The organism is Alteromonas sp. MmMcT2-5 (genome assembly GCF_022348315.1).
GTDB lineage: Bacteria > Pseudomonadota > Gammaproteobacteria > Enterobacterales > Alteromonadaceae > Alteromonas > Alteromonas macleodii.
The window spans coordinates 61,199-86,759 of the sequence record NZ_JAKRFB010000010.1 but is presented as its reverse complement, the minus strand read 5'-3'; the positions used below and the strand labels follow the sequence as shown (position 1 = coordinate 86,759).

The 25,561-nt window shown below is 46.1% G+C and carries 23 protein-coding genes; 18 read left to right on the top strand and 5 right to left on the bottom strand.

What is annotated here, in order from left to right:
• Positions 1 to 6 precede the first annotated feature (6 nt).
• Positions 7 to 198: a hypothetical protein gene (locus tag MHN09_RS06960; RefSeq protein WP_014978283.1), complete on the top strand. Its 192-nt coding sequence runs from the start codon at positions 7 to 9 to the stop codon at positions 196 to 198.
• Position 199: 1 nt separating this feature from the next.
• Here the strand turns inward: MHN09_RS06960 and epmB are convergent, their stop codons facing one another.
• Positions 200 to 1,225 (bottom strand): EF-P beta-lysylation protein EpmB, encoded by a 1,026-nt coding sequence (gene epmB, locus MHN09_RS06955; protein ID WP_049587305.1) that lies wholly within the window; start codon positions 1,223 to 1,225, stop codon positions 200 to 202.
• Positions 1,226 to 1,261: 36 nt separating this feature from the next.
• Here epmB and efp point away from each other — a divergent pair, with 36 nt between their 5' ends.
• The 5 genes from efp to MHN09_RS06930 all read left to right on the top strand — a co-directional run bounded on the left by efp (position 1,262) and on the right by MHN09_RS06930 (position 7,035).
• Positions 1,262 to 1,810 (top strand): elongation factor P, encoded by a 549-nt coding sequence (gene efp / locus MHN09_RS06950; protein WP_239239830.1) that lies wholly within the window; start codon positions 1,262 to 1,264, stop codon positions 1,808 to 1,810.
• 266 nt (positions 1,811 to 2,076) lie between these two features.
• Positions 2,077 to 3,045: an elongation factor P--(R)-beta-lysine ligase gene (gene epmA / locus MHN09_RS06945; RefSeq protein ID WP_187446220.1), complete on the top strand. Its 969-nt coding sequence runs from the start codon at positions 2,077 to 2,079 to the stop codon at positions 3,043 to 3,045.
• A gap of 177 nt (positions 3,046 to 3,222) precedes the next feature.
• A complete protein-coding gene (locus MHN09_RS06940; RefSeq protein WP_239239828.1) occupies positions 3,223 to 5,625 on the top strand; it encodes a TonB-dependent receptor in 2,403 nt (800 codons plus the stop codon).
• A 168-nt stretch (positions 5,626 to 5,793) separates the two neighbouring features.
• Complete coding sequence (locus tag MHN09_RS06935; RefSeq protein ID WP_239239826.1) at positions 5,794 to 6,417, top strand: gamma-glutamylcyclotransferase; 624 nt, start codon at positions 5,794 to 5,796, stop codon at positions 6,415 to 6,417.
• Between the two features lie 99 nt (positions 6,418 to 6,516).
• Positions 6,517 to 7,035 carry a GNAT family N-acetyltransferase gene (locus MHN09_RS06930; protein ID WP_075175954.1) on the top strand — a complete coding sequence of 173 codons (519 nt, stop codon included), beginning with the start codon at positions 6,517 to 6,519 and terminating at the stop codon, positions 7,033 to 7,035.
• Positions 7,036 to 7,072: 37 nt separating this feature from the next.
• Here the strand turns inward: MHN09_RS06930 and MHN09_RS06925 are convergent, their stop codons facing one another.
• Both MHN09_RS06925 and MHN09_RS06920 read right to left on the bottom strand, forming a co-directional pair.
• Positions 7,073 to 7,681 carry a peptidylprolyl isomerase gene (locus MHN09_RS06925; protein ID WP_014975652.1) on the bottom strand — a complete coding sequence of 203 codons (609 nt, stop codon included), beginning with the start codon at positions 7,679 to 7,681 and terminating at the stop codon, positions 7,073 to 7,075.
• A 49-nt stretch (positions 7,682 to 7,730) separates the two neighbouring features.
• The gene (locus MHN09_RS06920; protein ID WP_239239824.1) at positions 7,731 to 8,963 is read right to left on the bottom strand and encodes a methyltransferase; all 1,233 of its coding nucleotides are present in this window, start codon (positions 8,961 to 8,963) and stop codon (positions 7,731 to 7,733) included.
• A gap of 317 nt (positions 8,964 to 9,280) precedes the next feature.
• Between MHN09_RS06920 and MHN09_RS06915 the strand changes: the two genes are divergently transcribed.
• From MHN09_RS06915 to MHN09_RS06900, 4 genes are read left to right on the top strand one after another with little or no spacing between them, the layout of a single operon-like run.
• Entirely contained in the window at positions 9,281 to 9,922 is a 642-nt protein-coding gene (locus tag MHN09_RS06915) for an alpha-ketoglutarate-dependent dioxygenase AlkB (protein WP_239239822.1), read from the top strand.
• 5 nt (positions 9,923 to 9,927) lie between these two features.
• On the top strand, positions 9,928 to 10,248 hold the full coding sequence (locus tag MHN09_RS06910; protein WP_014975655.1) for a BolA/IbaG family iron-sulfur metabolism protein: 321 nt from the start codon (positions 9,928 to 9,930) through the stop codon (positions 10,246 to 10,248).
• A gap of 31 nt (positions 10,249 to 10,279) precedes the next feature.
• On the top strand, positions 10,280 to 10,972 hold the full coding sequence (locus MHN09_RS06905; RefSeq protein WP_239239820.1) for a phosphatase PAP2 family protein: 693 nt from the start codon (positions 10,280 to 10,282) through the stop codon (positions 10,970 to 10,972).
• 2 nt (positions 10,973 to 10,974) lie between these two features.
• A complete protein-coding gene (locus MHN09_RS06900) occupies positions 10,975 to 11,619 on the top strand; it encodes a nucleotidyltransferase family protein (protein WP_239239818.1) in 645 nt (214 codons plus the stop codon).
• Positions 11,620 to 11,667: 48 nt separating this feature from the next.
• On the opposite strand, the gene MHN09_RS06895 is transcribed toward MHN09_RS06900, so the two are convergent.
• On the bottom strand, positions 11,668 to 13,008 hold the full coding sequence (locus MHN09_RS06895) for a nitrate regulatory protein (protein WP_014975658.1): 1,341 nt from the start codon (positions 13,006 to 13,008) through the stop codon (positions 11,668 to 11,670).
• Between the two features lie 355 nt (positions 13,009 to 13,363).
• Positions 13,364 to 13,651: a hypothetical protein gene (locus MHN09_RS06890; RefSeq protein WP_239239816.1), complete on the bottom strand. Its 288-nt coding sequence runs from the start codon at positions 13,649 to 13,651 to the stop codon at positions 13,364 to 13,366.
• A gap of 434 nt (positions 13,652 to 14,085) precedes the next feature.
• Here MHN09_RS06890 and MHN09_RS06885 point away from each other — a divergent pair, with 434 nt between their 5' ends.
• The 8 genes from MHN09_RS06885 (at position 14,086) to MHN09_RS21405 (ending at position 25,557) form a co-directional block, all read left to right on the top strand.
• Complete coding sequence (locus MHN09_RS06885; RefSeq protein ID WP_239239813.1) at positions 14,086 to 15,651, top strand: SulP family inorganic anion transporter; 1,566 nt, start codon at positions 14,086 to 14,088, stop codon at positions 15,649 to 15,651.
• Positions 15,652 to 15,962: 311 nt separating this feature from the next.
• Positions 15,963 to 18,512, top strand: coding sequence for a nitrite reductase large subunit NirB (gene nirB / locus MHN09_RS06880; protein WP_239239810.1), 2,550 nt, complete (start codon positions 15,963 to 15,965; stop codon positions 18,510 to 18,512).
• A 36-nt stretch (positions 18,513 to 18,548) separates the two neighbouring features.
• Positions 18,549 to 18,920 carry a nitrite reductase small subunit NirD gene (gene nirD / locus MHN09_RS06875; RefSeq protein WP_014978295.1) on the top strand — a complete coding sequence of 124 codons (372 nt, stop codon included), beginning with the start codon at positions 18,549 to 18,551 and terminating at the stop codon, positions 18,918 to 18,920.
• Positions 18,921 to 19,007: 87 nt separating this feature from the next.
• Complete coding sequence (locus MHN09_RS06870) at positions 19,008 to 21,929, top strand: nitrate reductase (RefSeq protein ID WP_239239807.1); 2,922 nt, start codon at positions 19,008 to 19,010, stop codon at positions 21,927 to 21,929.
• Between the two features lie 12 nt (positions 21,930 to 21,941).
• On the top strand, positions 21,942 to 22,925 hold the full coding sequence (cobA, locus tag MHN09_RS06865) for a uroporphyrinogen-III C-methyltransferase (protein WP_239239804.1): 984 nt from the start codon (positions 21,942 to 21,944) through the stop codon (positions 22,923 to 22,925).
• On the top strand, positions 22,909 to 23,895 hold the full coding sequence (locus MHN09_RS06860; protein WP_239239801.1) for a glycosyl transferase family protein: 987 nt from the start codon (positions 22,909 to 22,911) through the stop codon (positions 23,893 to 23,895). The genes cobA and MHN09_RS06860 overlap by 17 nt, the downstream gene beginning before the upstream one ends.
• A gap of 145 nt (positions 23,896 to 24,040) precedes the next feature.
• Complete coding sequence (locus tag MHN09_RS21410) at positions 24,041 to 25,174, top strand: 5'-nucleotidase C-terminal domain-containing protein (RefSeq protein ID WP_275446454.1); 1,134 nt, start codon at positions 24,041 to 24,043, stop codon at positions 25,172 to 25,174.
• The gene (locus MHN09_RS21405; RefSeq protein WP_275446453.1) at positions 25,153 to 25,557 is read left to right on the top strand and encodes a 5'-nucleotidase; all 405 of its coding nucleotides are present in this window, start codon (positions 25,153 to 25,155) and stop codon (positions 25,555 to 25,557) included. The genes MHN09_RS21410 and MHN09_RS21405 overlap by 22 nt, the downstream gene beginning before the upstream one ends.
• The last annotated feature ends 4 nt before the right edge of the window (positions 25,558 to 25,561 follow it).

The window sequence follows — 25,561 nt, the reverse complement described above, 5'->3', positions numbered from 1 at the left end:
AATGGTATGGATCTACAAGGTGCTAGTGCCTCTGGAACGTCCGGTGCGTCACTTGAGTTGGCCTCTCTTAAGTTGGCAAAAAGCCAGCAAGAGCAAGAGGGAAAAGCGTCGCTTCAGCTGCTGGAATCAGCCGCTGACGTACCAAAAACGTCATCTTCAAACCCCGCGTTAGGCGCCAACATTGATACCTACGCGTAAGTTACGGATGCAGATGTAAGTCGATAGGCGTTTTGCCAGGTTGACCGCCAATTTCTCTCACCAGTTTTGGCACTAAAAAGCCCGGCAAGCGCTTTATCGCTTCTTTCATGATTCGACGACCTTCATCGTCGCTGACATAAAAATGACTTGCACCCTGCACTTTATCTAATACGTGCAAGTAATAGGGCAGTACACCAGCCTCAAACAGCGTTTCACTTAAGTCACTTATGGCATCGCCGGAATCGTTTACGCCTTTTAGCAATACCGACTGATTGAGCAGGATCACACCTCTCTCTCGTAATGTGTTTAATCGGGATTTTAGCGTTTCTGACATCTCATTCGCGTGGTTTGCATGCAGCACCAATACTTTCTGAAGCGGCAAGGCCGTAAACCATTCAACAAAGTCATGGCTAATTCGTTCTGGTAGCACTACCGGCAGACGGCTATGAATACGTAGGCGCTTTATATGGGGAATAGCGGCAATTTCGTTGGCTAACCACGACAAATGATCATCTTTCGCCATCAGTGGGTCGCCACCTGAAAAAATCACCTCATTAATTTTGTTATTACTGCGAAGATATTCAAGCACATCAAGCCATTGGTGCTTACTTACCGCATTGTCGGCGTAAGGAAAATGGCGACGAAAACAGTAACGGCAGTTTACTGCACAGCCGGTGCGAACCATTAACAACACGCGAGAATCGTATTTGTGCAGTATGCCTTTGCCTGCGGTGTCGTGCTCGTCTAACGGATCTTTGCTATAACCGGGTGATGTTAGGAATTCATCGCTGAGCGGCATGACCTGCAAAAACAGCGGGTCGTTGGGATTTTCTTTTTCCATAAGATCCACAAAGTGTCGTGGAACACGCATAGGAAAAAGACGACGTGCTTTGATGTGTTGTGCGTATTTTTCTTGGTCTAAACCTAAGTGTTGCAATAGCTTTGCAGGATCAGTAAAGCTACTTGCTAATTCTTTTTGCCAGTTATGCTCTACAGAAATCGGTTTTTTAGGTATTATTTGTTCCACGAAACTTTTTGTACCTTATGTTTAGACAGAGGAATTATGGCTAATTACAGCACTAACGAGTTCAAAGGCGGCCTGAAAATCATGCTGGACGGCGAACCTTGCAACATTCTAGAAAACGAATACGTAAAGCCGGGTAAGGGCCAAGCGTTTAACCGTGTAAAAATCCGCAAGCTTATTTCAGGTAAAGTTTTAGAAAAAACTTTCCGCTCAGGTGAATCAGTAGAAGGCGCTGACGTAATGGATACGGAGCTTGCCTACTTGTACACCGACGGCGAATTCTACCACTTTATGAACAACGATACATTCGAACAAATCGCTGCAGACGAAAAAGCAGTGGGTGAGAATAAAAAGTGGCTGGTAGAAAACGACGTTTGCACCATTACACTGTGGAACGGTTCACCTATCACAGTAACGCCACCAAACTTCGTTGAGCTTGAAATCACTGAAACTGATCCTGGTCTTAAAGGTGATACAGCAGGTACTGGCGGTAAGCCAGCAACGCTTAGCACGGGTGCAGTTGTTCGCGTTCCTCTATTCGTTCAAACAGGCGAAGTTATCCGTGTAGATACGCGCTCTGGCGAATAATCAAGGTGACACAACAAAGAGTACGGACATTTTAAACTCGCCCTTCGGGAAGGTCTGGCAAGCTTCCTAGCTTCATTCTGGGAATTTGAAAGGGAACACATTCCTGCATTCCCACGCTTCGCTATGAAGCTTGCCAGCGCCTTCTGAGTGGGCAATGATCTATGCGGATTGGTATTAAGCGCATATCGCGCATTCTGTTTATGTGTAAAGCCGGTGCCTTTGTGTACCGGTTTTTTGTTTTAGCTATTCTTTTTAGGTTTGAATACATGCAATCTTGGCAGCCTACTACCACTCATGAAGCCCGTGTTGCGCGAGCAGAATTACTCAGAACAATCCGTGAGTTTTTTTACGCAAGAAACGTGTTAGAGGTCGATACGCCTTTACTTTCAAACGGTACGGTTACCGATGAGCATTTAGATGCGTTTGATACCCAATTCAATTTTGCCTCATCCGGTAAGCCAACGACGCTGTATCTTCAAACTTCCCCTGAATATGCCATGAAGCGGTTACTGTGCGCTGACAGCGGTAGTATTTTTCAGGTGTGTAAAGCGTTTCGCCATGAAGGTGAAGGGCGCTGGCACAACCCAGAGTTCACCATGCTAGAGTGGTACCGCTTAGATTTTGACCATTTTGCGCTAATGGACGAGGTTGACGCCTTGCTGCAAGAAACCTTAAACACAGCTTCGGCTGATAAGATGACGTATCAGCAAGCTTTTCAAACCTATTTAAATATTGACCCGTTAAGTGCTGATGGCGACGTTTTGCTAAAGGCAATGGAAGAGCAGAACATAGATATTCACGCGCCGCAAAATCTAAGCTATGACAGCAAGTTACAACTGTTGTTCAGCTATGTAATCGAACCTGAAATCGGTAACGAAAAACCGTGCTTCATCTACGATTTCCCTGCTTCTCAGGCGGCGCTTGCCAAACTAAGCCCAGTTGATGAACGGGTTGCCGAACGCTTTGAGGTGTATTACCAAGGCGCTGAACTTGCTAACGGTTTTCATGAGTTAAGTGCAGCAAAAGAGCAGCGACTGCGTTTTGAAACTGATAACGAGAAACGCAGAGAACATGGCCTTCCCACTAAGCCCATTGATGAAAACTTTCTAAGTGCGCTTGACGCAGGTTTGCCACCGTGTGCGGGTGTGGCGCTGGGCATCGATCGTTTGCTTATGCTTAAAACCAACGCGAAGCATATTCAAGGAGTGATCAATTTCACAGTGAGTAGGGCTTAGTACCTTCGTGCCCAATTAGCTATGAATTGCTTAAACCTTGGGTTTCAGTAGGCGCGTCCGATTGAATTGCAAAAACATAAGATTAAGTGAGTAAAGCAGCGGTTGACAAGCAATGGGCAATGGATAAAATGTTATAACATCACTAAATAATGTTATAACATCCACAGAGGGATACCCATGAAAATGCGTTCGCTGCTAAGTTTATCCATAGCAGGGCTGTTAAGTGCGCCTGTGCATGCCACCACAGTAACGGGAAAAGTCACCGACACGGCAGGGCAACCTGTTGCAGGGGCTGAAGTAAAAATCGAAGGCAGCCGCCGTGTAGCATACACCGATGCAAATGGTATTTACCGTTTTGACGATGTAAAGCAGCCACATATTCATTTACATGTTTATTCTTCAAACTACATTCATGGTGATAACGACTTAGGCGACGTAAATACGGATCAAAATGTAGACTTCGTTTTAAAGCCTGCATCCGTCGAAAATATCGTGGTTACCGCCAATGCGCTTCAATCATCAGTACTGGAATCTGTTACGCCAGTGACCGTAATTGGTGCTGAAAAATTACGTAAAATAGAAGCGCCAACCTTAGGTGAAACCCTAAAAAACGCGCCGGGTGTGCACAGCACTTATTTTGGCCCGGTTTCAAGCAGCCCAGTTATTCGCGGTAACGATGGCCCGCGCGTAAAGATTGTTCAAAACGGTTTGGATGTATCTGATGTATCTCGAGTAGGTCCAGATCACAATGTTGCCACCACACTTTCAAGTGCAACGCAGGTGGAAGTACTTCGCGGTCCTGCAACGCTTCAATACGGCAGTGGCGCTATTGGTGGTGTGGTAAACGTGGTTGACAAACGTATTCCTCAGTATCAGATAGACGGCGTTGAAGGCGAAGCTGAAACTAGCTATAGCACAGTGAATAACGGCTCGTATACCCGTGCAGATGTAACGGGTGGCAGTGGCAATATTGCATGGCATGTCGACGGGTTTTATCGCGATACAGATAACGCGGATATTCCGGGCTTTGCGTCTATAGATCCCGATGAAGATGAACCAAACGGTGTGCTAGAAAGCAGCGCAATGGAGACGCGTAACGTCGTTGCAGGTTTATCTTACGTGGCCGAAGAAGGCTTCTTCGGTTTCGCTGTTGAACAACTCGACAACAAATATGGCGTACCTGGCCATAGCCATGCTCATGGTGAGGAAGAGCATGAGGGCGAAGACCACGACCTTGAAGAACATGATCATGAAGAGCACGCTGAAGAAGGCGTGTTACTTGATGTAGATATGACCCGTTATCAAGCAGCCGGTGAGTGGCACTCTCCGGTACGTGGACTTACAAACCTTAAATTTGCCGCAGCTTACACCGATTACGAACATGCTGAAATTGAAGACGGTGAACCAGGTACGGTATTCACAAACGAATCGAGCGACATTCGCTTGTCTGCTTACCACGAAGAAGTGAACGGCTGGCACGGCGTATTCGGGCTACAGTTTAATCATAGCGATTACAATGCCGTGGGCGAAGAAGCCTTTACCCCAGCTAATACCACATCAAGCTACGCACTTTATCTAATAGAACAAAAGAAAGTAGGTGATGTAACCTTTGAGCTTGGTGGCCGACTAGAGCGAACGACATTAGATGCTGATGCCAGCGAAGTGGAACTTGACGTATTGCATGATGAGCATGAAGGCGAGGAGCATGCTGTTGCTTTCAACTTCCCTGACTACGACTTTACCAGCCTATCGCTTTCAGCGGGCGCTAACTGGGAATACCAGGAAGGTCACTCGGTTGCCGTTACGTTGTCACGCAGTGAACGTGCGCCTAGTCAGCAAGAACTTTTCTCTGCTGGCCAGCATTTAGCAACCCAAAGCTACGAAGTAGGTCTAGTATTTGATATGGACGAGGAAGGCCATATCGAAGAAACACTTAAAGGCGTAAAAGAAGAAGTTAGTACCAACCTAGATATTACTTTCCGTAAGTTTACCGGAAGCTGGGGCTACAGTGCTTCGTTCTTCTACAATCAAGCGGATGACTATATTTTCCAAACAAGCACAGGCTTAACTGCGCTCAGCGAACACGAAGAACACGAAGAGCATGGACATGATGAACACGGCGATGAAGAAGGCTTGCCAATCTATTATTTCCAACAGGCTGACGCTGACATCTGGGGCTTCGAAGCAGAAACTTACGTTGATTTATCAGACACGCTACGCTTAACCGTATTTGGTGACTATATCCGCGCAGAAATAGAAGACGACAACCTTCCCCGCACGCCGCCTATGCGCTTTGGTAGTGAATTAAGCTACGTGAACGATGGTTTAAGTGCTGACGTGGGCTTTACGTGGTACGACGACCAAAATGAAGTTGCGTCATTTGAGACTGCAACCGACGGCTACACTTTGGTTAACGCGAGCGTGCAATATGAGTTTGGCACACAGGACATTGACTGGGTAGTGTTTGCGCGCGGTGAAAACCTAACTGACGAGGAAGCCCGTGTTCATACATCTTTCTTAAAAGACCAAGCACCGCTTCCAGGTAGAAACTTTACTATGGGTGTGAGAGCGTTGTTTTAATTAAACAACTCCACTGCGGTATACAAGGCGATGTATTGGGGCTCTCAGTACATCGCCTTTTTTATACTAGGTGAAAGTGGTCAGTACGATTTTTTCTAGTTGAATAAACTGCAAAGATAAACATGCTTAAGATGGTAAACGTCGAGCGGTTGTGAAGTAGAGGTGAAAATGAATGAAATAGCGAATTGGTTAAGCATGCAAACCGAAAAACACATGGTGTTAGGTTATGGAAGCTTACTAAGCAAAGACAGCCGAGAGCGCTACTCCAACATTTTTACACCAGGGATCCCTGTGACGGCTTCTGGCTTCGAAAGGGCCTGGGTGACTCGCAGTCTTCATGAAAAACAGACATACGTTGGCGCGGTGGCCAATGCGCATAGCAAATTAAACGCCCAGCTTATCCCCACACAAATTAATCCTGCCTTACAGGAAAGGGAAAAGGATTATCGGTTTGTCGAAGTAAGTCCTGAAGCACTAAATTTTCATCTACATCAACATAATGAATCAGCGCCGCTAGAAAACGTGCTTTCACAATTCACTTTTTGGATTTGTGAAACACTTGAATGCACACAGGCAAATAACGACTACCCCGTTCACCAAACTTATATCGATACATGCTTAAGCGGATGTCTAGAGCACGGCGGTATTAAGGAAGCCGAGCGATTTATCGTCCATACATCGTTGTGGGAGCACCCAAGAGTAAACGACAGAGCGAACCCAAAGTACCCCCGCGCGGCAGTGGTCAACCCAGACCACTTTGAGCACATAGACAGGCTTCTATCAAAGAGATAGTGTTTGCCTTAGGTCTTACTTCTAGTTATACGTTCAAATGTAGAGGTACAAAAGCGAGTACTACATGCGCGTCATAAAAACTTTGCTAAAAGGATTAGTGTGAACACAAACACCGCTATTTTTACAAACGATAAAATAACGCTACGGCCGCTTACTTTTGATGATAAACACTGGGTACTTGCGCTGCAGCAGGACCCGCTATGGCTTAGATACATTGGAAGTAAAAATGTCCATACAGTAGACGATGCGTGTGACTACATTGGCAAAACAAATGCGCAGCGCGAAGAGTGGGGGTATGGCCTGCTGGCTGTCGAATTAACCGAAACCAAACAACCGTTAGGGGTTTGTGGTCTCTTCAATCGCTTTGCATTTGAATGTCCAGATTTAGGCTTTGCCATGCTGCCTGAAGCAAGAGGCAAGGGTATATGTTATGAGGCATGTCAGTGTGTTATAGCGTGGTCTGCCTCTAAGGGCTATCGTTTTTTAACCGCAATGACGCACCCAGAAAATATGGCGTCGCAGAAGCTTTTACAGCGCTTAGGATTTAACAAGCAGGGCTTTTACTTTGACAAAACCTTCCCAAAACAGCATTTGTTCAGGTTGGAATTACAGCCATAAAGCATTGCTCTTTATGGCTGTTTGTATCTGTTAATCGCTATAAGGGCGGTAACACGGTCATCTTTTTAATAATGATCGGCTCAATGGGGACGTTATTCGCGTTAAGGCGAATCGAATATTCAGTTTCTACTTCCGACATGGCATCAACAATATCTTCGCCTTCAACAATTACGCCAAAAACCGCGTAGCCCCAGTCTCTTCCGGGGTTTAAGCTGCTGTTGTCATTCACGTTGAAGAAAAATTGTCGGTTTGCGGTATGCGGGTCACCTTGTCTTGCCATTGCAATAGTGTGCAGGTCGTTAGTCAAACCGTTACCAGACTCATTGAAGATATCTGGAAAGTTCGACTTGCCGTTGAAGTCTGCCGTATAACCACCACCTTGCACAACAAAACCAGGCACGATGCGGTGAAAAATGGTGTCTTCGTAGGCGCGCTTATCAACATAACGAAGAAAGTTATTTACGGTAATTGGCGCACGTCTTCTGTCCAGTTCAACCACAATATCGCCCATGGTGGTTTCTATTTTCACCCGAGGGTAATAGTTATCTGGCTGAACCTGAGACCCATCGTCTTTTTTGGCCATAACGGGTGAACTGCTGCCTATTAGCATGATGGCGGTCAGCAGTGATAAAAGTATTTTCTTCATAAAAATGCCTTTAAATGTTTTCCTTAATTCGCGCACGTTTTTTAATCGCTTAGCGTTTTGCAGTGCCTAAGATAACGAACTTTTTGTCACTCGCAAGTACCTTAGCGCCACCAAACAACTTTTTAAGTTTAATGTGATAGTCGAGGTGTCGGTTACCAACCACAACTAAGTGACCGCTTTTAATAAGTACGTCCCGGGAATCAGTGAACATTTGCCATGCAATATGGTCAGTGATTGCGTTTTGTTGATGAAACGGTGGGTTACACAGAATTTTGGTAACAGCAGGTTTATTCTCTCTATTGATTAATGTTTCAAGGCAATTACTTGCAACAAACTCACATTGATCAATTTTATCCGGGAAGTTGTTGAGCACATTGAGTCTGGCACTTTCTAATGCCATATAGGACTCATCCACAAATATTACTTTGGCATCAGGGGCAAGAGAAAGGGCATTAACCCCCTGTACTCCGTTGCCGCAGCCTAAATCTACCACCACATCATTAGCGCTCACCGTCATATGTTCAAGCATAATGCGAGCGCCTATATCTAATGACTGTCGGGAAAACGTATTCGCCAGATTGTCTATAGTTAACGCCGTTCCCATCGTACTTTTACACTGCCAGCGCGTCGGATAGGGCGAGTCAGATAGTTTTATTGACTCACGAGGCGAAGCGAACACAAGCCGCGATTTCTTCTTGGCAAGGGACGTGGTGGTGGGGCCAATATATCGTTCAAATAGGTTGAGTACGGATTTTGTGATGGTCTTCACTTTACCGGTTGCGATAACACGCGTGTCAGGTGTTATATATTTTTGTAAATCAATAAGCTGCTGTTCAAGAAGTGCAAGGGCGCGGGGGACCTTCAGCACAACAAGACTCGGCGCCTTTTCTGGCTTAAACGTTAAGCTTTGCACGCTAGTCAAGGTTTTCAGCGGCGCGGTTAGCAGGCCGTTTTTATTGTTCGTTTCTGCATTACCCAGTAAATGATTGGCTTTTAAATTCTCAGAGAGTGATCGCAAAGATATGTAGGAGTCAGATACCCAGTAAGGTGCTAAGTGCGAAAACCAACAACCTAACGCGCCGAAATCGTCGTTAAAAATCATCATTGAGCCATCATTGTCACCACTGCCAATTGAAAGCGACGCTTCACTTAATAAGCTCTCAATGTGCTCAATAACGAGTTCATCAGCGCTATCCCATGCTTGAAGGCTTATGTGCTGGTGCTTTTCAGGATAGCGAATCAGCGAAAATTGTCGGTCGGCAAAAATAAATTCTGTATTCATTGGAGTCTGTTTTCAGAGAAGGCTCAAAGCACTCACATACTTTTGGGAATGCCTATTTGGTTTATGTACGCGTTGCCTATCTTATCATATCAGCCACGCGGCTCTAACCAATAACGTGTTATTCTTATGCCGTGCAATGTTGATGGTGACAATGTAATGGTGGAAGAATCACTTTTATAGCTCGCAGAAAAATCCACATTAGCAATGCATGCGTAATTAAGGTGTAATTGGGGGAACCGCAAAAGTGTGTTTAAGCACTTTTGAGATCAAGTGCCCATAGCCAAAATTAAAAATCACCGGAAATATCATAGTTACGCATGCAGTTTTCTCTTTTCGAGACCCCAGAAAACAATAGCTCATCTCATAAGCTCCCGCTGTCAGAGGGCGATGTCACTTATTTTCCTCAGGCGCTATCAAAAAATGATGCAGATACTTTTTTTGAGTTACTGAAGGCCGAGTTACCCTGGCGTCAGGACTCGATCAGATTGTTTGGCAAGCCGGTAAAAATTCCCCGCCTTCAGAGCTGGCACGGCAATGACGACTGTACCTATACCTATTCGAATTTAACCATGTCGCCAAATCCGTGGACGAACAGCCTTTTAAGCATTAAGGATTGTTGTGAAGCGTTATGTGCTGCAACCCAAAATACAAAGTTCAACAGTGTGTTAGCAAATTGGTATCGTGACGGACAAGATAGCATGAGCTTTCATTCAGATGATGAGCCTGAGTTGGGTATAAACCCGGTTATTGCATCCGTCACCTTAGGTGAAGCAAGGCCCTTTGTTTTTAAGCACAAAGAAACAAAGGAAAAGTATACGCAGGTGCTTGAGCACGGCAGTGTATTAATTATGGCAGGAACAACACAAAGTCATTATGTGCACGGTATTGCGAAGACGGCTAAGCCTATCGGTGGTAGAATTAATCTAACATTCCGACATCTTATTCACAGAACAAGGTAAGCCAAATGCAAGTAAAAGCGTTTCTGGAAACTACGATTGAAGCTGCACTTAATCCGAGTTTTCTCGAGGTTGTAGATGAGAGTTTTATGCACAATGTTCCAGAAGGGGCTCAAAGTCATTTCAAAGTAACGGTAGTGAGTGATGCCTTCGAGGGCAAGCGCTTAATAGCGAGACACAGAGAAATTAACGGTCTTGCGGCTGAAGCGCTGCAGGGGCCTGTTCATGCGTTGGCACTTCACACGTATACGCCTGCAGAGTGGGAAGCTCGAGGTGGGCAATCTATGGTATCGCCAAACTGCCTAGGTGGTAGCAAGCACGACCAATAACGCTCTTTTTGTACTAAATGGAAGTAGATTTATGACAAGCAGTGAAACGAAAAACAGCGGCACGCTAGCCTCTTACTTAGACATTATTAAAACACCCTCTATTCAGGTGTTACTACTTGGCACCGGTTTTTTGCTTATGATGTTGTTTGTCTACATGGGCGTGCTGACTACGTTTGACGATGCGTTATTCAATGTAATTAGTGAAGCAGGCAATGTATCAGGTTGGAAAGAAGACGCGCTACGCGATATCACCGCGTTAGGCAGTAATACGACACTTATCTTTGTCACGATTTCAGTTGCCGGAGCCTTAGCGATGGCCGGTGAAAAGAAAAAAGCACTGACTTTTTTGGTTGCTGTTGCCGTGGGGATCGCAACGACCTTCTTACTCAAAGCAGGCATCGACAGGCCTCGTCCGCCGCTGCCCATGCAGGATGTGGGCGTGTATACGCAAAGCTTCCCCTCTGCACATGCTACCTTATCTACGCTTGTTTATTTCTATATCGCCTATTTGTTAACGTACTTCACGCACAACGCTTCAGTAAAAGTGTGGATCTACTTGGCAGCCACTTTTCTTGTCTTTTGTATTGGCCTAAGCCGCATTTTATTGGGCGTGCATTGGCCTAGCGACATTATTGCAGGCTGGTTTGGTGGTGGCAGTATGGCTGCCTTTTGCTTTTATATCATCAAGTGGAAACGCAAACTGCGTATAAAAGACGAAGGTTAAACGTGCAAGATCTCAAACGGCTAGGCGACATTATTAAGCGGGATCCTTTTCGCATGCGTTGCCTTCGCGCCTTGCGAACGCTCGATTTACCGCAAGGGTACATTGGTGCTGGATTTGTTCGAAATGCCATATGGGATGAGTTACACGCAAGAGCGACACCGACTCCGCTTAACGATATTGATGTGATTTACTTTAGTGATGAAACTAATCCGCCGCAAAGTATTGCGAGTGCCGATGATACATTGGAATCAGTACCTCAACCGCAAGCTTACTCACCAAATTCTGCAGCCGTCAAACCAGGGCTAAAAGCACAAGAACAAGCCATAGAACGCGAGCTGGCACGTATGGTTCCTCAAGCTAATTGGCAAGTTAAAAACCAAGCGCGTATGCACGTAGCTCACGCGCACGCTCCCTATCAAAATTGCCACGACGCTATTTCTTATTGGATAGAACGAGAAACCTGTGTTGCGGTTCGTCTTTTAGCCAACGATGATTTAGACATACTCGCGCCATTTGGTTTGGAAGCAAACTTCGCCGGCACCATAAGTATTAACCCAAAATATCCAAGGCCCGAAGTTTTTAAACAGCGACTTGCTTCTAAGAATTGGCTTACTGTTTGGCCTTTGTTGACTTCAGTTTCTCCTTAAGAGCTAGAACGCGCTTAATTAAACTAGAAGTGACTCAATTGAGAGTAGCTACCTTTGAGCAGTAGTCTTTGTTGTAATATTTACGATCTTAGCGGCAATAGCCGCTATGGTCGTATTTTCGCTCATAGCTTGTTTTTGCAGTCGGCGATACGCGTTGTTCTCGCTTAATCCGAATTGCTCCATTACTACTAGTTTTGCTCGCCCAATTAGTTTTTGTTCCTGTATTGCACGCTTGGCCTCTTCGAGCTCCCGCCCCATATCTTCTATGTGTTGGGCCTGTGAACGCAGTAAATCATAAAAAGAGCGGTGAGCAGATAAAGTCTTCGTTTGCTCGTTAAGTGATAGCGTTTTGATTTCGTCTTCTTTAGTGTCTTCCGCGAGTCCAGGCATACTTGGATCGAACAATAAGGTGAGCGGTGAGCCATCAGTAGCGTGTTCATCATTGAAGCGCGTAAGCAACTGCTGATGATTGGCCATCTCATTTTTTGCATCGGCCACTTTACTGTTTGCTTGCTGAGTAAGGGCCTCAGTGAGCGCCACTTCGATCGTCTGCATTGCATCCATTCGGCGTGTTGCTACATCAAACCAAACTTCCGAAATTTCTCCGGCAATCGGACTGCCGTCACCAAGCTGTGCAATCATATTTCTAAGCTGTGTAATATCGATTGCAGCAGGGCTTTTGTTCAACGCGTCTAATGCATCTTTATGCGGCTTACAGCTAAACTCACAGAATATACTGAAGTGATGTTCTTGGGCATGCTGAAGCGCGGCCAGCTTTTCACAAAGGCGAACATCGAAATGAGTTTCTGCGAAACCAATAGCGCCCCACGCCCGCTCCTGCCCAGCGTACTCTTTTGCCTGCATAAAATTGAACAGTGCAACCAATAAGCGAGTGATTGTTGGGTCGCTTGCAATATCTGCCGCTTCAAAAATAACCGTAAGTAAACTGGCAACTAGACGACTATATGCTCGTGTGGATTCCAGTGGTGTCAGCAGCTGCTTGCTTACCTGTTCTCTCAGTCTGGGCAGGTAGTCTGTCGCCTGCATAGCAAGTGTAATGCTGCTCAACAACCGCGGGTTACCCGTGGTGATCTCATCTGTCAGGTAGAGCGATTTCAAGTGGCTTTTCAACATTGACTCCGCTTGCTCGCTAGCACTGACGTACTGCATTCGCTCAGCGGCATAACGCTCGCCTTTTGAAGCAAGAAAGATATTGCTGGCCCCACGCTCTTTTTGCAGTTCATGAATAAGTTCTCGAACGGCAATTACAATTCGACAATTACTAGATAGTTGCTCAAGCACGGTTATTTCGGCGTGCTTGGCCGCTAGCAAAAAGCGCTTAGTGGCGTCGCTACAAAGCGCAATGGTCTGTTCTGGTTCATGAAGCATGTTAAGGCCTGCTAATCTTCGGTACACACGTTTCGAATTCTTATTGATGAGTGCATCTATTGGCGAAACGTTTTTTGAAACTCTTTGCTCTTAGCCTCCTGCACTCAGCAGAGCAATACGTGTACCAAGCAACACTTATGCCCTGTTTATTAGAATTAATGAAGATAAGCGTTAGAGTGAACAAAAACGCTCGCAGTGCTGACATTTAGCGGCATGTGGTTCGGCTGGAACTTTTACTTAAGGTGACTTTATAAGGGGGGACGGAAAGGTTAGCGGCGTCAAGAGGGAAGTTGATAGAGAAGAAGCTGCGCCAAAATGGTGCAGCCTCGCAAACTATGTGGTTTTGCTTTCCAGATTAGTTTCTGACTACGCGAAGAAACCAACCTACAAACAATGAAATTAAGAAACCGAAGAAGGCAATCATTGTGGTGATGGTTAGCATTTGCCCAGAAAAGTCAGCATTCTCGCCAGTGTGCTCGCTAACCAGCATTCCCGATGCTTTAAAGATAAACAATGCCGCTAAAGAAAAGAGTAAAATTACGGCGGTCGACATAATAGTGGCTTTCCAATAAGCCTTCGGCGACATCCAATGAATAGCGCCTGCCACTAGCACGCACAACATAGTCAGAATATAAGGTACCACTTTAACTCCTCGTTGAATAAGACATGTGCCTTATTGCGACGTCTTATCGTAGCCCCGTATTAGAAATCGAAGCGCATTGAACGACGCGGTTAATAAAAACCATTATACGATGCCATGTACGATGCAATTTGTCAGCATTCGCAATTAAATTAAGCCCTGAGGCCGGACATGAAAAATTGACAAGCTCACAGCATTAGGAAAGGGGCAAAGAGCCCTGCGCTTATCACGTAAGCGCCAAGTAGTTCGGACTGGGGCCTGTTGATCTTTGCTGCACATCAACGTTCAACAGGCCCTAGTAACAATCTATTAAAAGATTTTGCGCTACAATGGTGATAGAATCGCCGAAAAAATCTCCTACCTACTTGGTGTTCTGCTTTAACGCGGTGTACGCCATGGTGGGTTGTTGTGTTTAACATCTTAGCTTCTGAGAGAACATGTTCGATTTAATTACCAGTAAAGACAGCAACGTTAAAAACGACGTGCTATCAGGTATTACCGTGGCGCTTGCCTTGGTCCCTGAAGCCGTTGCATTCGCATTTGTGGCCGGCGTAGAACCAATGATTGGTCTTTATGCGGCTTTCATGATGGGCTTAATCACTTCCGCTATTGGTGGCCGACCAGGAATGATTTCTGGTGCTACCGGCGCCATGGCCGTTGTAATGGTGGCACTGGTTGCCCAACACGGCGTGCAGTATTTATTTGCCGCGGTTATTTTGGCTGGTTTACTGCAAATAATGTGCGGTATTTTCAAGCTCGGAAAGTTTATACGTCTGGTCCCATATCCGGTAATGCTAGGCTTCGTAAATGGTTTGGCAATTGTTATTTTCTTGGCGCAATTAAGCCAGTTCAAAGTGACCAACGCAGCGGGTGAATTACAGTGGATGGAAGGTACGCTGTTATATTGGATGCTAGGGCTTGTGGCGCTAACCATGGCCATTATCTATTTATTGCCAAAGCTAACCAAAGCTGTACCGGCGTCGCTGGTTGCGATTGTTACGGTAACCTTGTTAGTACACGGTCTTGACCTTGAAGCGCGTACTGTAATCGACTTTGTTCGCGATTTGCTACCAGCTGACCAGCGCGAGACCGCGACGCTAGCGGGTGAACTTCCTAGCTTTGCTATTCCTATGGTGCCGTTCACCTGGGAAACCTTCATGATCATTTTGCCTACCTCAGTGATTCTTTGCTTGGTTGGTCTTATTGAATCGCTTCTTACCCTTTCATTAATTGATGAAATGACGGACACCCGCGGACGTGGTAACAAAGAGTGCGTTGGCCAAGGTGTTGCAAATACCGTAAACGGTTTCTTTGGCGGTATGGGCGGTTGCGCTATGATTGGCCAAAGTATGATTAATATTAACTCTGGTGGCCGTGGCCGCTTGTCTGGTATCACCGCGGCAGTTGTATTATTGGGCTTTATTCTATTTGCAGCTCCGCTAATTGAAATGATTCCTCTCGCTGCCCTTGTTGGCGTTATGTTCGTGGTGGTTATCGCTACATTTGAGTGGGCGTCATTCAGAATTATTCGCGGCGTAAACAAAGAAGATGCGTTCGTACTTTTCCTAGTAACCGGCGTTACCGTTATCGCTGACCTGGCTATTGCGGTTGTGGTGGGTGTTATCGTTTCTGCACTGGTGTTTGCATGGAAACACGCTCGTCATATTGAAGCGAGATCCCATATCGATAACGACGGTTGGAAAGTCTATGAGCTAGACGGCCCGCTGTTCTTTGGCTCGGTATCGCATTTCAAAGACCTGTTTGATATCGCCAACGACCCTAACGATGTAGTTATTGACTTTAAAGATTCTCGCATTTGGGATTCATCAGGTATCGATGCGCTAGATACCCTTGCTGACAAATACGAAGAGCAGGGTAAAAAGCTACACATTCGCCATATCAGTGATGAGTGTCGCTCACTGCTTCGCAAGGCCGATAAGTTTGTTGAAATTAATGTGGTTGAAGACCCTCGCTACCGTGTAGCGACGGATAAGCTGGCCTAAGTTATTTGAAAGCCTTAATGCACCAAGTAAACACAGTTTTGCGTTTGTTTGGTGCAGTTGTGAAGTCTGAATAATGCTTATTTTGTAGTAAATCAAATAAAAACAATTGATTACGGTTTTGGCACTGAACTTGGATAGCTATAAACGTAAAGTGTGTTTTGGTGATTAGTGTCAATCGCTGAAAATTGTGTGATTTATAACACTCCGTAAAATGTGTTAGCCGACCTAAACCGTTGGCAAAATAGGCAACGAAGCCCGCATCAACGAAAGTTGAAGCGGGCTTTTTTTTGTCCCGAAAAAAGGGGAATACCATGACTTCATTGGACTCAAAAACGCAAATTGTCGTCGTAGGCAACGGCATGGTGGGGCATCATTTTGTTGAGCAGCTTCACCAAAGCGATGCCAATGTAGAAATAAACGTTTTATGCGGCGAGTCACGCCTTGCGTACGACCGCGTTTATCTGTCATCTTTTTTTAGCGGCGCGAGTGCTGATGACTTAGCGCTTACTACACCCGCTCAGTACGCCGAGTGGGGCGTAAACGTAGTTACCAATGCCTTGGTTACCGATATAGACCGTGACAATAATAAAGTGACGACGTCGGAAGGGCAGGTGTTTAGCTACGATAAGCTTGTGTTAGCTACGGGCTCATACCCATTTGTGCCACCCATTCCTGGCAACGATCAAGAGCATTGCTTGGTGTACCGTACTATAGACGATCTACTCGCTATTGAAGCTTCAGCAGCGGTGAGCAAAGTAGGGGTTGTTGTTGGTGGTGGGCTGTTGGGTTTAGAAGCCGCTAACGCATTAAAACAAGCCGGTCTCGACACCCACGTGGTTGAGTTTGCCCCGCAGCTTATGGCGGTACAGCTAGACCAAGCAGGTGGTAACGTTCTTAAGGACAAAATTGAAGCATTGGGTGTTACGGTTCACACCCAAAAGGCAACGCAAACTATTGAGGCCGGTGATACCTGCCGCTATAAAATGGTGTTTGCTGACGGCACTGCACTAGAAACTGACATGATTTTATTTTCTGCTGGTATTCGACCTTCCGACCAGCTCGGCAGAAAGTCAGCGCTAACACTGGGTGAGCGCGGCGGTATTGTCATTGATAACCACTGCGTGACCTCTGATCCAAACATTTACGCTGTGGGTGAATGTGCGCTGTGGGATAACAAAATCTTTGGCCTGGTAGCACCTGGCTATACCATGGCGCGCACGGCTGTAAGTCATATAACCGGCGGCGATGCCGAGTTCGCTGGCGCAGATATGAGTACCAAACTCAAGCTAATGGGTGTGGAAGTGGGCTCAATTGGCGATGCTCATGAACGCACAGCCGGTGCGCTTAGCTACACCTATTTAAATCAGCCAGAAGGCGTGTACAAAAAACTGGTGGTAGATAGCGAGCAAAAGTACGTGCTTGGTGCTGTACTCGTTGGCGATACCAGCGACTACGACACGCTCCTACAGTATGCACTTAATAATATTGAATTGCCTGAACACCCAGAAAGCCTAATTCTGCCCTCATCCGATGCTGCACCGGCGCTAGGTGCCGATGCACTGCCAGACACCGCGTCTATTTGTTCATGCCTAAATGTGACAAAGGGCGATATTGTTTCAGCCATTGAAGGCGGCTGTTGTAGCGTTGGCGATGTAAAAGGCGAAACCAAAGCCAGCACAGGGTGTGGAGGTTGTGCTGCCTTACTTAAAAATGTTGTGGATAGCGAACTTGAAAAGCGCGGTGTGGAAGTATCAAAAGCCATTTGTGAGCACTTCAACCATACCCGACAAGAGCTATTTCACATTGTTAAGGTAAACGGCATTCGCACCTTTGACGAGCTACTAGAGCAACATGGTGAGGGGCTTGGTTGTGAAATTTGTAAGCCCGCTGTGGGCTCAATTTTAGCCTCGGTGTATAACGACTACATTCTTAAGGCTTCACATCTTCCTCTGCAAGACACCAACGATATCTACCTTGGCAACATGCAAAAAGATGGCACGTATTCCGTTGTACCGCGTGTACCTGGTGGCGAAATAACGCCAGAGAAGTTGATTCTGCTAGGTGAAGTGGCAAAAGAATACAACTTGTACACCAAGATCACAGGTGGTCAGCGCATTGATTTATTTGGAGCGCGCGTAGAGCACTTACCGGATATCTGGGAAAAACTCGTCGCTGGCGGTTTTGAAACCGGCCATGCTTACGCGAAGGCACTGCGTACCGTGAAATCGTGTGTGGGAAGCACATGGTGCCGCTACGGTGTACAGGATTCTGTTGGCACTGCCATTGACTTAGAGAATCGTTATAAAGGCTTACGTGCGCCACACAAAATTAAATTTGCCGTCTCTGGGTGTACCCGTGAGTGCGCAGAAGCCCAAAGCAAAGACATTGGTGTTATTGCTACCGAGCAAGGCTGGAACCTGTATGTTTGCGGGAATGGCGGCATGAAGCCTCGACATGCAGACCTGTTTGCCACCGACCTAGATACCGAAACCCTAATTAAGTACATCGACCGCGTGCTGATGTTTTACGTGAAAACGGCTGATCGCCTACAGCGCACATCGGTGTGGATGGACAACTTAGAAGGTGGGTTAGCTTACTTGCAAGACGTTGTGATAAACGATGCTCTTGGCATTAATGGTGAGCTTGAAGCACAGATGGATGCTGTGGTTGATGCTTATCAGTGCGAATGGAAAACCACCATTGAAAACCCTGAGTCGCGCAAGCGTTTCCGTCAATTCGTAAACAGCAATGCTAGCGACACCAATATTCAGTTTGTTTCAGAGCGAGGCCAGGTTCGCCCAGCTACTGAAGCTGAAAAAGTAGCAGGTAAAGATCAGTTCATTCCTGTCTCTATGGTATAGCCACTGGCTTATCAACCCTGTTAGGAGAATCAAATTATGTCAGCAGCGCAAAATGTAATGGCGTCAGAACCACAGCAAGTGCAATGGCACTATGTTTGTGAGACGAACGACTTAGTGACAAACAGTGGGGTTTGCGCCCTTGTCGACTCACAGCAAGTGGCAATTTTCAGTTTGAAGATAAACGGCGAAACCCAGGTTTTCGCCATTAGTAACTACGACCCTATTGGTAAAGCAAACGTACTCTATCGCGGACTTCTGGGTTCGATAGGCGGTGCGCCTGTTGTTGCTTCGCCTCTATACAAAGAGCATTACTTTTTAGAAACCGGGCTGTGTAAAGAATACGACGATGTTTCCGTCACGGCTTACGCTGTGAAGGTAGAGGGTGAAAAGGTTTTTGTCGGCGTTTAAGCAAACTGCCTTTATTTGAACGCCCACATGAAAAAAGCCTTCTAGCAAAATGCATTCAAAAGCTGTGAAATCGAAAAAGGTAATGAAATGAATATGCCTACACGACAACCCGACATGATGTCTGAACAATTAAGACAAACAACATGCCCATACTGCGGCGTAGGGTGTGGTGTAGATATCAGTTGCAACGTAAGCCCGCGTGCCATAACCCTGGACACTGTTAAAGGCACGCCAGAGCATCCCGCCAATTATGGAAGATTGTGTGTTAAAGGAACAAACCTGCTTGAAACAAACGACGTAAACGGACGTTTGCTTCACCCAACCATGGCAGGTCAATCGGTGGATTGGGACACGGTCACCGATGTGATTGCGGATAAGATCACCTCTACCATTGCGCAGTATGGCGCGGATGCCGTTGCTTTTTATGTATCAGGTCAGCTTCTCACCGAAGACTATTACATTGCCAATAAGCTTATGAAAGGTTACATAGGCAGTGCCAATATCGATACGAATTCACGCCTATGTATGTCATCAGCCGTTGCCGCGTACAAGCGTGCGTTCGGTGAAGATGTAGTGCCTTGCGATTACACCGACTTAGAATGTACAGATTTACTGGTGATCACCGGGAGTAATACGGCGTGGGCGCACCCAGTGCTTTTTCAACGCATTCAGCGAGCAAAGCTGAAAAATCCGAATATGAAGGTCATTGTTGTTGACCCACGCAAAACCGAAACCTGTACCATTGCCGATTTACACCTTCCTATAAAACCGGGTAGCGACGTAGCCCTATTTAACGGTTTACTCAGCTATGCAAACGCACAAGGTCGTATAAACAAATCCATTGTTGAGAGCTATGCCGAGGGGCTTGATGAAACGCTCAAAAGTGCAAATGCCTTAACGTTAGATGACGTTGCTGAAGTATGCGACCTGGACGTTAACAGTATTAAGGCCTTCTTTGATGCCTTCTGCAAAGCCTCTAGCGCAATTACTTTTTATTCTATGGGCGTAAACCAGTCTTCTGCTGGTGTGGATAAAGCCCAAGCCATTATCAACTGTCATTTAGCAATGGATTTAATTGCTAGAGACGGTTGTGGCCCGTTTTCGATCACTGGCCAGCCAAATGCCATGGGTGGTCGTGAGGTCGGTGGGTTAGCCAATATGCTAGCTGCACATATGGACCTTGAAAACCCTGAGCATATCAGCGCTGTTAAAACCTATTGGAATGCCCCTGTTATGCCCAAAGGGCAGGGGCTTAAAGCTGTTGATTTGTTTAATGCAATTGAGAGTGGAAAGGTAAAATTCGTTTGGATAATGGGGACGAACCCCGTTGTCAGTATGCCAAATCGCGGTCAAGTTGAACGCGCACTTTCTAAATGTGACATGGTGGTGGTGTCTGATATTGTTGAGTCTAACGATACGCTTAACTACGCGCACATCGCCCTTCCTGCCACGGGGTGGTCGGAGAAAGACGGCACGGTGACAAACTCAGAGCGCCGTATTTCACGTCAGCGCGGTATATTGCCTCCACCAGGTAGTGCAAAACACGACTGGCAAATACTATGCGAAGTGGCGGGTAAAATGGGCTTTGGCGAGGCATTTAATTTTACCCATCCGTCACAAATATTCTGCGAATACGCTGGGCTAACCGGCTATCAAAATAACGGTAAGCGGCAGCTAGACCTGTCACCTTTACAAGCGTTAAGTGAAGTTCAGTACAATGGGCTATCGCCTTTGCAGTGGCCTTTTCACATAGTTATAAAAGCTGAGAATACGGCCAGTTCTAATTCTAAATCTAACCCTAACCCTAACCCTAACCCTAACCCTCGCCTTACCAGTAAACGTCCTTTTGAAGATAAACGGTTTTCAACCCCTAGTGGCAAAGCTAAACTTATTCCCGTAACTTACAGAGCGCCACTGCAGGTAACATCAGACGCTTATCCTTTTGTTGTGAACAGCGGGCGAGCGCGAGATCAGTGGCATACCATGACACGCACGGGTAAAACGGCAAAGTTACTGGCTCATATGCCAAGTGCTTGCGTGCATATCAACCCTAAAGACGCTGCTGAATTGGGCGTTGAAGACGGAAGCCTCGTTTCTCTTTCAAGTGCAGTGTGTAAAGACGCCCCTGTTATTTATCCGGTTAAAGCGGATACGGATATGCGCAAAGGGGAAGTATTCATTCCCATTCACTGGTCGGCGCAATGGGGGTCGCACAGTAAACTAGGCGCACTTTACGCCAGCGCGGTAGACCCTATATCAGGGCAGCCAGAGTTAAAACACGCGGCGGTAGCTATCGCGCCTGCTCATTTCGCTACCTACGGCAAGCTCTTTGTTTCATCAGTAAACCAATCAGCACATAATTCAAAACTTAGCTCCTCATATGAAGACGCGCTAAAGCATGCGTGTGATTACTGGAATACGACACCGCTTGAAAGCGCAGAGGCGTCTTCATCTGTAAATAACTCGGATGCAGCATTATCAGTATTGAATGTTGCTTCGAATAAAGGTCGTCGAGATTTTACCCAAGGGTTGATACCCCTGCTGCCGCAAAACGCGGTGCTATTGCAGTTTCATCATCATACATACTCAGTATGCTTTGCGCTTGTCGATGATACTCTTTGTTTCGCGGCGTTTTTAGGCGATGAGCCAGAAAAGGGTGAAAGGGCACCAGCAGCCGCACATACAACAGCGCAGGCAGCGCCACATTCAAAAAGCACATGGTCAGTACCTAACGAATGGCTCGCCAGCCTTCTCAACACATCTGTTTCCACAGATATACAGCGCAATTTATTACGAGGCCGAGTAGACGACACATTTATAAACGGTGATGTAGTTTGTAGTTGCTTTGAAGTGCGCGAAAAAACCATTACACATGCCATCGAAGAAGGCTGTAGTTCGGTGGCAGAGCTTGGTGAAGCATTAAAGTGTGGTACGAATTGTGGCTCGTGCAAGCCCGCCTTGTCTCAGCTGATAGACAAGCATTTAGTCATTGAAATTCAATCTGTTTAGGAGCGTTAAATCATGTCAATTGCATCTAGTTGGTCGTTACCGTTTTTGCGCACCTTATTTAAACCGCAGAAACCTTTGTTAAACCTCTTTTATCGCGATGCTATTTCTACCTCGGTCACGACCGTGACGACGCGCCAGCGCTCCGATAATCCAAAAGCTCCAGCTAAGCATTCATACTTTGGCAAGTGGTTGAAGTTAGCAAACAGGCAAACTGAAGGTCATAAACAAGGGCAGGTTTTCATCGTCGGTGCTGGCCCTGGTGATGCCGAGTTACTTACGTTAAAAGCGTTTCGTCTTCTGCAACAAGCCGATGTCGTGCTGTTCGATGCTTTAGTCAGCGAAGATATTCTCGCGCTAATTCCCTCTAAAGTGGTGAAAGAATATGTAGGGAAGCGCTGCAAAAAGCATAGCTTTACCCAAGACGCTATATGCAAGCGAGTGGTTGAATTGGCAAGCAACGGTCACACTGTCGTGCGGTTAAAAGGCGGTGACCCAGCCCTATTTGCAAGAACCTGCGAAGAAACCGATGCACTCACAAAAGCCAACATTCCTTTTGCTATTGTCCCTGGTATTACGGCAGCATCGGGTGTGTCAGCCTATACGGGGATCCCTTTAACCGACAGGCGTTGTGCTCAGTCGGTGAGTTTTATGACCGCACATTTTAAGGACGTGGATCAATGGCCAGAAATGGCACCCATGGCGCAAAATGTATTGAAGCAAACCATGGTGGTTTATATGGGGCTAAGCCGACTTGAAGAGCTATGCAAAGGCTTGATTCATCACAACGTGCCAACCACATGGCCAGTAGCGGCAATTGAAAATGCCACTTCGCCCGAACAACGCGTGATTACTGGCGTGCTTGCCGATATTCATAGCAAGGTAGAAGCAGCAAATTTAACGGGGCCTACGTTACTTATATTTGGAAAGGTGGTAGAGTCTCGTCAACAGGTAAATACTCTTCTATTACATTCATCCAAGCATGCAGCAACCATTTAGTGAATACATAAAAATTATTGGAAAAGGTCAAAAAGGGGGGCGTAGCCTTACCCGTGATGAGGCTTATCATGCCATGAAAATGGTATTGGCCAATGAAGTGACAGGCGATCAACGCGGCGCATTTCTTATGTTGCTGCGTACCCGTGAAGAAACACCAGAAGAAGTTATTGGCTTTGTCGATGCATGCAGAGAGCTGATAGAGCCAGAAGTTAAAACCCTCACCCCCACGTTAGATATTGGCTGCTACGCGGGAAAGCGTCGCCAGTTACCGTGGTACTTATTGGCCGTAGCGGTTCTAGCCAACAATGGTTACTCGGTTATGCTTCACGGTGCTCATGAGCCGGGTTCAGGGCGCCTTTATGCAAGTATAGCGTTACCCAAATTGGGCCTGTCTGAAGTTAGCAGTATTGCAGACGCCAAACAGCAGCTAATGGATAAAGGGGTGTCTTACCTTGATTTGTCTTATTTGCTGCCTGCGCTCGACACAATTATTAAGCTTCGTGAGGTATTTGGCCTGCGTTCATGCGCTAACACCCTCGCAAGGTTGTTGAATCCCACCGCTGCACAATTTTGCGTACAGGGCGTTTATCATATGCACCTTGACCACAAACACTGCCGCGTTAATGAAAATTATCCATCTATAGACGCGCTTTGCTTTCGTGGTGATGGCGGAGATCCTGAAGTTAATGGTGAACGGGAAACTGAGCTATTTATTACCCGAAATGGTGAGACCGAAGAAGTAATAATACCGGTGGTTGCTGATAAATGGGCGCTCAAAGATAAAGACATGAACGTTAACGACATGCTTGATGTGTGGGCGGGTAACGCGAGTAACCTTTACGGTGAACAAGCCGTTTTGAGTACACTTGCCAGCTATTTAGTGCTGCTACAAAAGTGTGATGTCGCAGATGCCCTATCGCAGGCAAGGCAGCTTTGGGCACAGCGCAATAAAAGCGCAACGCCATTTTAAAGTCACCTGCGTTTTCTGAGCGGGCAATTATCTATATTGCTTGATATAAAGCCCTTCTTTTTAAGGAAAAATAGCCAATCGTCGCATTGACTTAATCGTTGCTATACTTGTTAATAGTAATAACAAGTTTTCCTTAAGTGGTGTTATGCGAATCACGCAATGGCTCGTATTTTTAGCTAGCCTGTCGCTCATATTTCGAGCAGGTTATGCTGTATCTGAAAATCGAGAACAGGTCACAACCTCTAGCGTAACTTTCGTACTAACCGCAGATATGCCTAATATTAGCGACGCACGCACAGGGCGTTACGCTAATCTTCAAACCCTCGTAAAACAACAGCGGCAAATTAGTGAAACCGTCTTCTTCATTTTCGGCGGTGGCTCGATTGGGCCGAGCGCGCTATCCTCGTTTGACCGTGGCTCCCACATTATTGATATTCTCAATTCCCTTGAGCCAGATGTGATGGGGGTCACAAAGAGAGAATTTAGTTTCTATGAGGATGAATTATCTCTTCGTTCTTATGAAGCAGCCTTTCCATTGGTAGCCAGCAACGTAATAGACAACCGAGTGGGGCGTTCCCCTGATGGCCTGCACACTTCTGTGATTGTAGAAAAAGAAGAATTAACTCTTGGTGTTATATCAGTTTTACATGAGAGAGTGATAGAAGAGTACCAATTATCTGATATTACTATAACGCCTCCTCAAAAAGCCATCATGGAGGAGTCTAAAAGATTGCGACAGCAAGGCGCAGATATTATTTTGCTTCACTATTCCTACCCGTTCCCTTTTATTAATACCATGCTGAACAAACGCATTATTGATGTCGCTTTTATAACAGACAGTCGCTTGGACGAGAAAAATATGCTCGAAACTACGCGTCACCCTAATAGCATGGTGCTTACGCAGCAGGGCACCGCTGTCGTTGCTAGTTTCGTGAAAAGTGCTGGGTGGCAAGCAACGTCGTATACCGAACAGCCGTTAGAAGATATAGAGGCTGATGCTGAGTTAAACGAGCAACTCATTGAGTATGAAGCGCGCCTAAAGCGGTTGTTAAATATCCAAATTGGCGAATGGAAGATTGCCGTTTCGACCGCGCGCAAAGAAGTGAGAAGTGAAGAGAATCCTTTTGTAAACTTTGTCGCGGATACCATTAAACGCTATGCCAATACTGAAATTGCCTTGATAAACGGAGGCAGTATCCGAGGCAACAAACAATATACGGCAGGTACACGATTACTCGGCAAGATATTGTCACCGAAATGCCGTTTCGCGCGCATGTAGTAGCTTTAGATATAACTGGCGCTCAGTTGATTCAAGCTCTGGAAGAGGGGCTTTCGCAATATCAAAATTTAAAAGGTGGTTTTCCTCATGTATCGGGTATGTCTTATAGTTTCGACCCTTCAGCGAAAGTTTTTCAACGAGTAAAAAATGTCACGATTAATGGAAAGCGAATCGATAAGTCGAAAACCTATTCACTGGCTACAAGTAACTTTCTGGCCAATGGCGGAGACGGTTTCTATGCGTTAAAGAATACCGAAAAGCGTCCGGCCTCGAGCACACGTCCCCCTCAAATATCAGACCTTGTTATGCAGGCCATCGTCAATCAATACGATTTAAAGCCTAAAACTGATAACCGCATAATAAATATGGCAAAAGGCGAGTGATCAG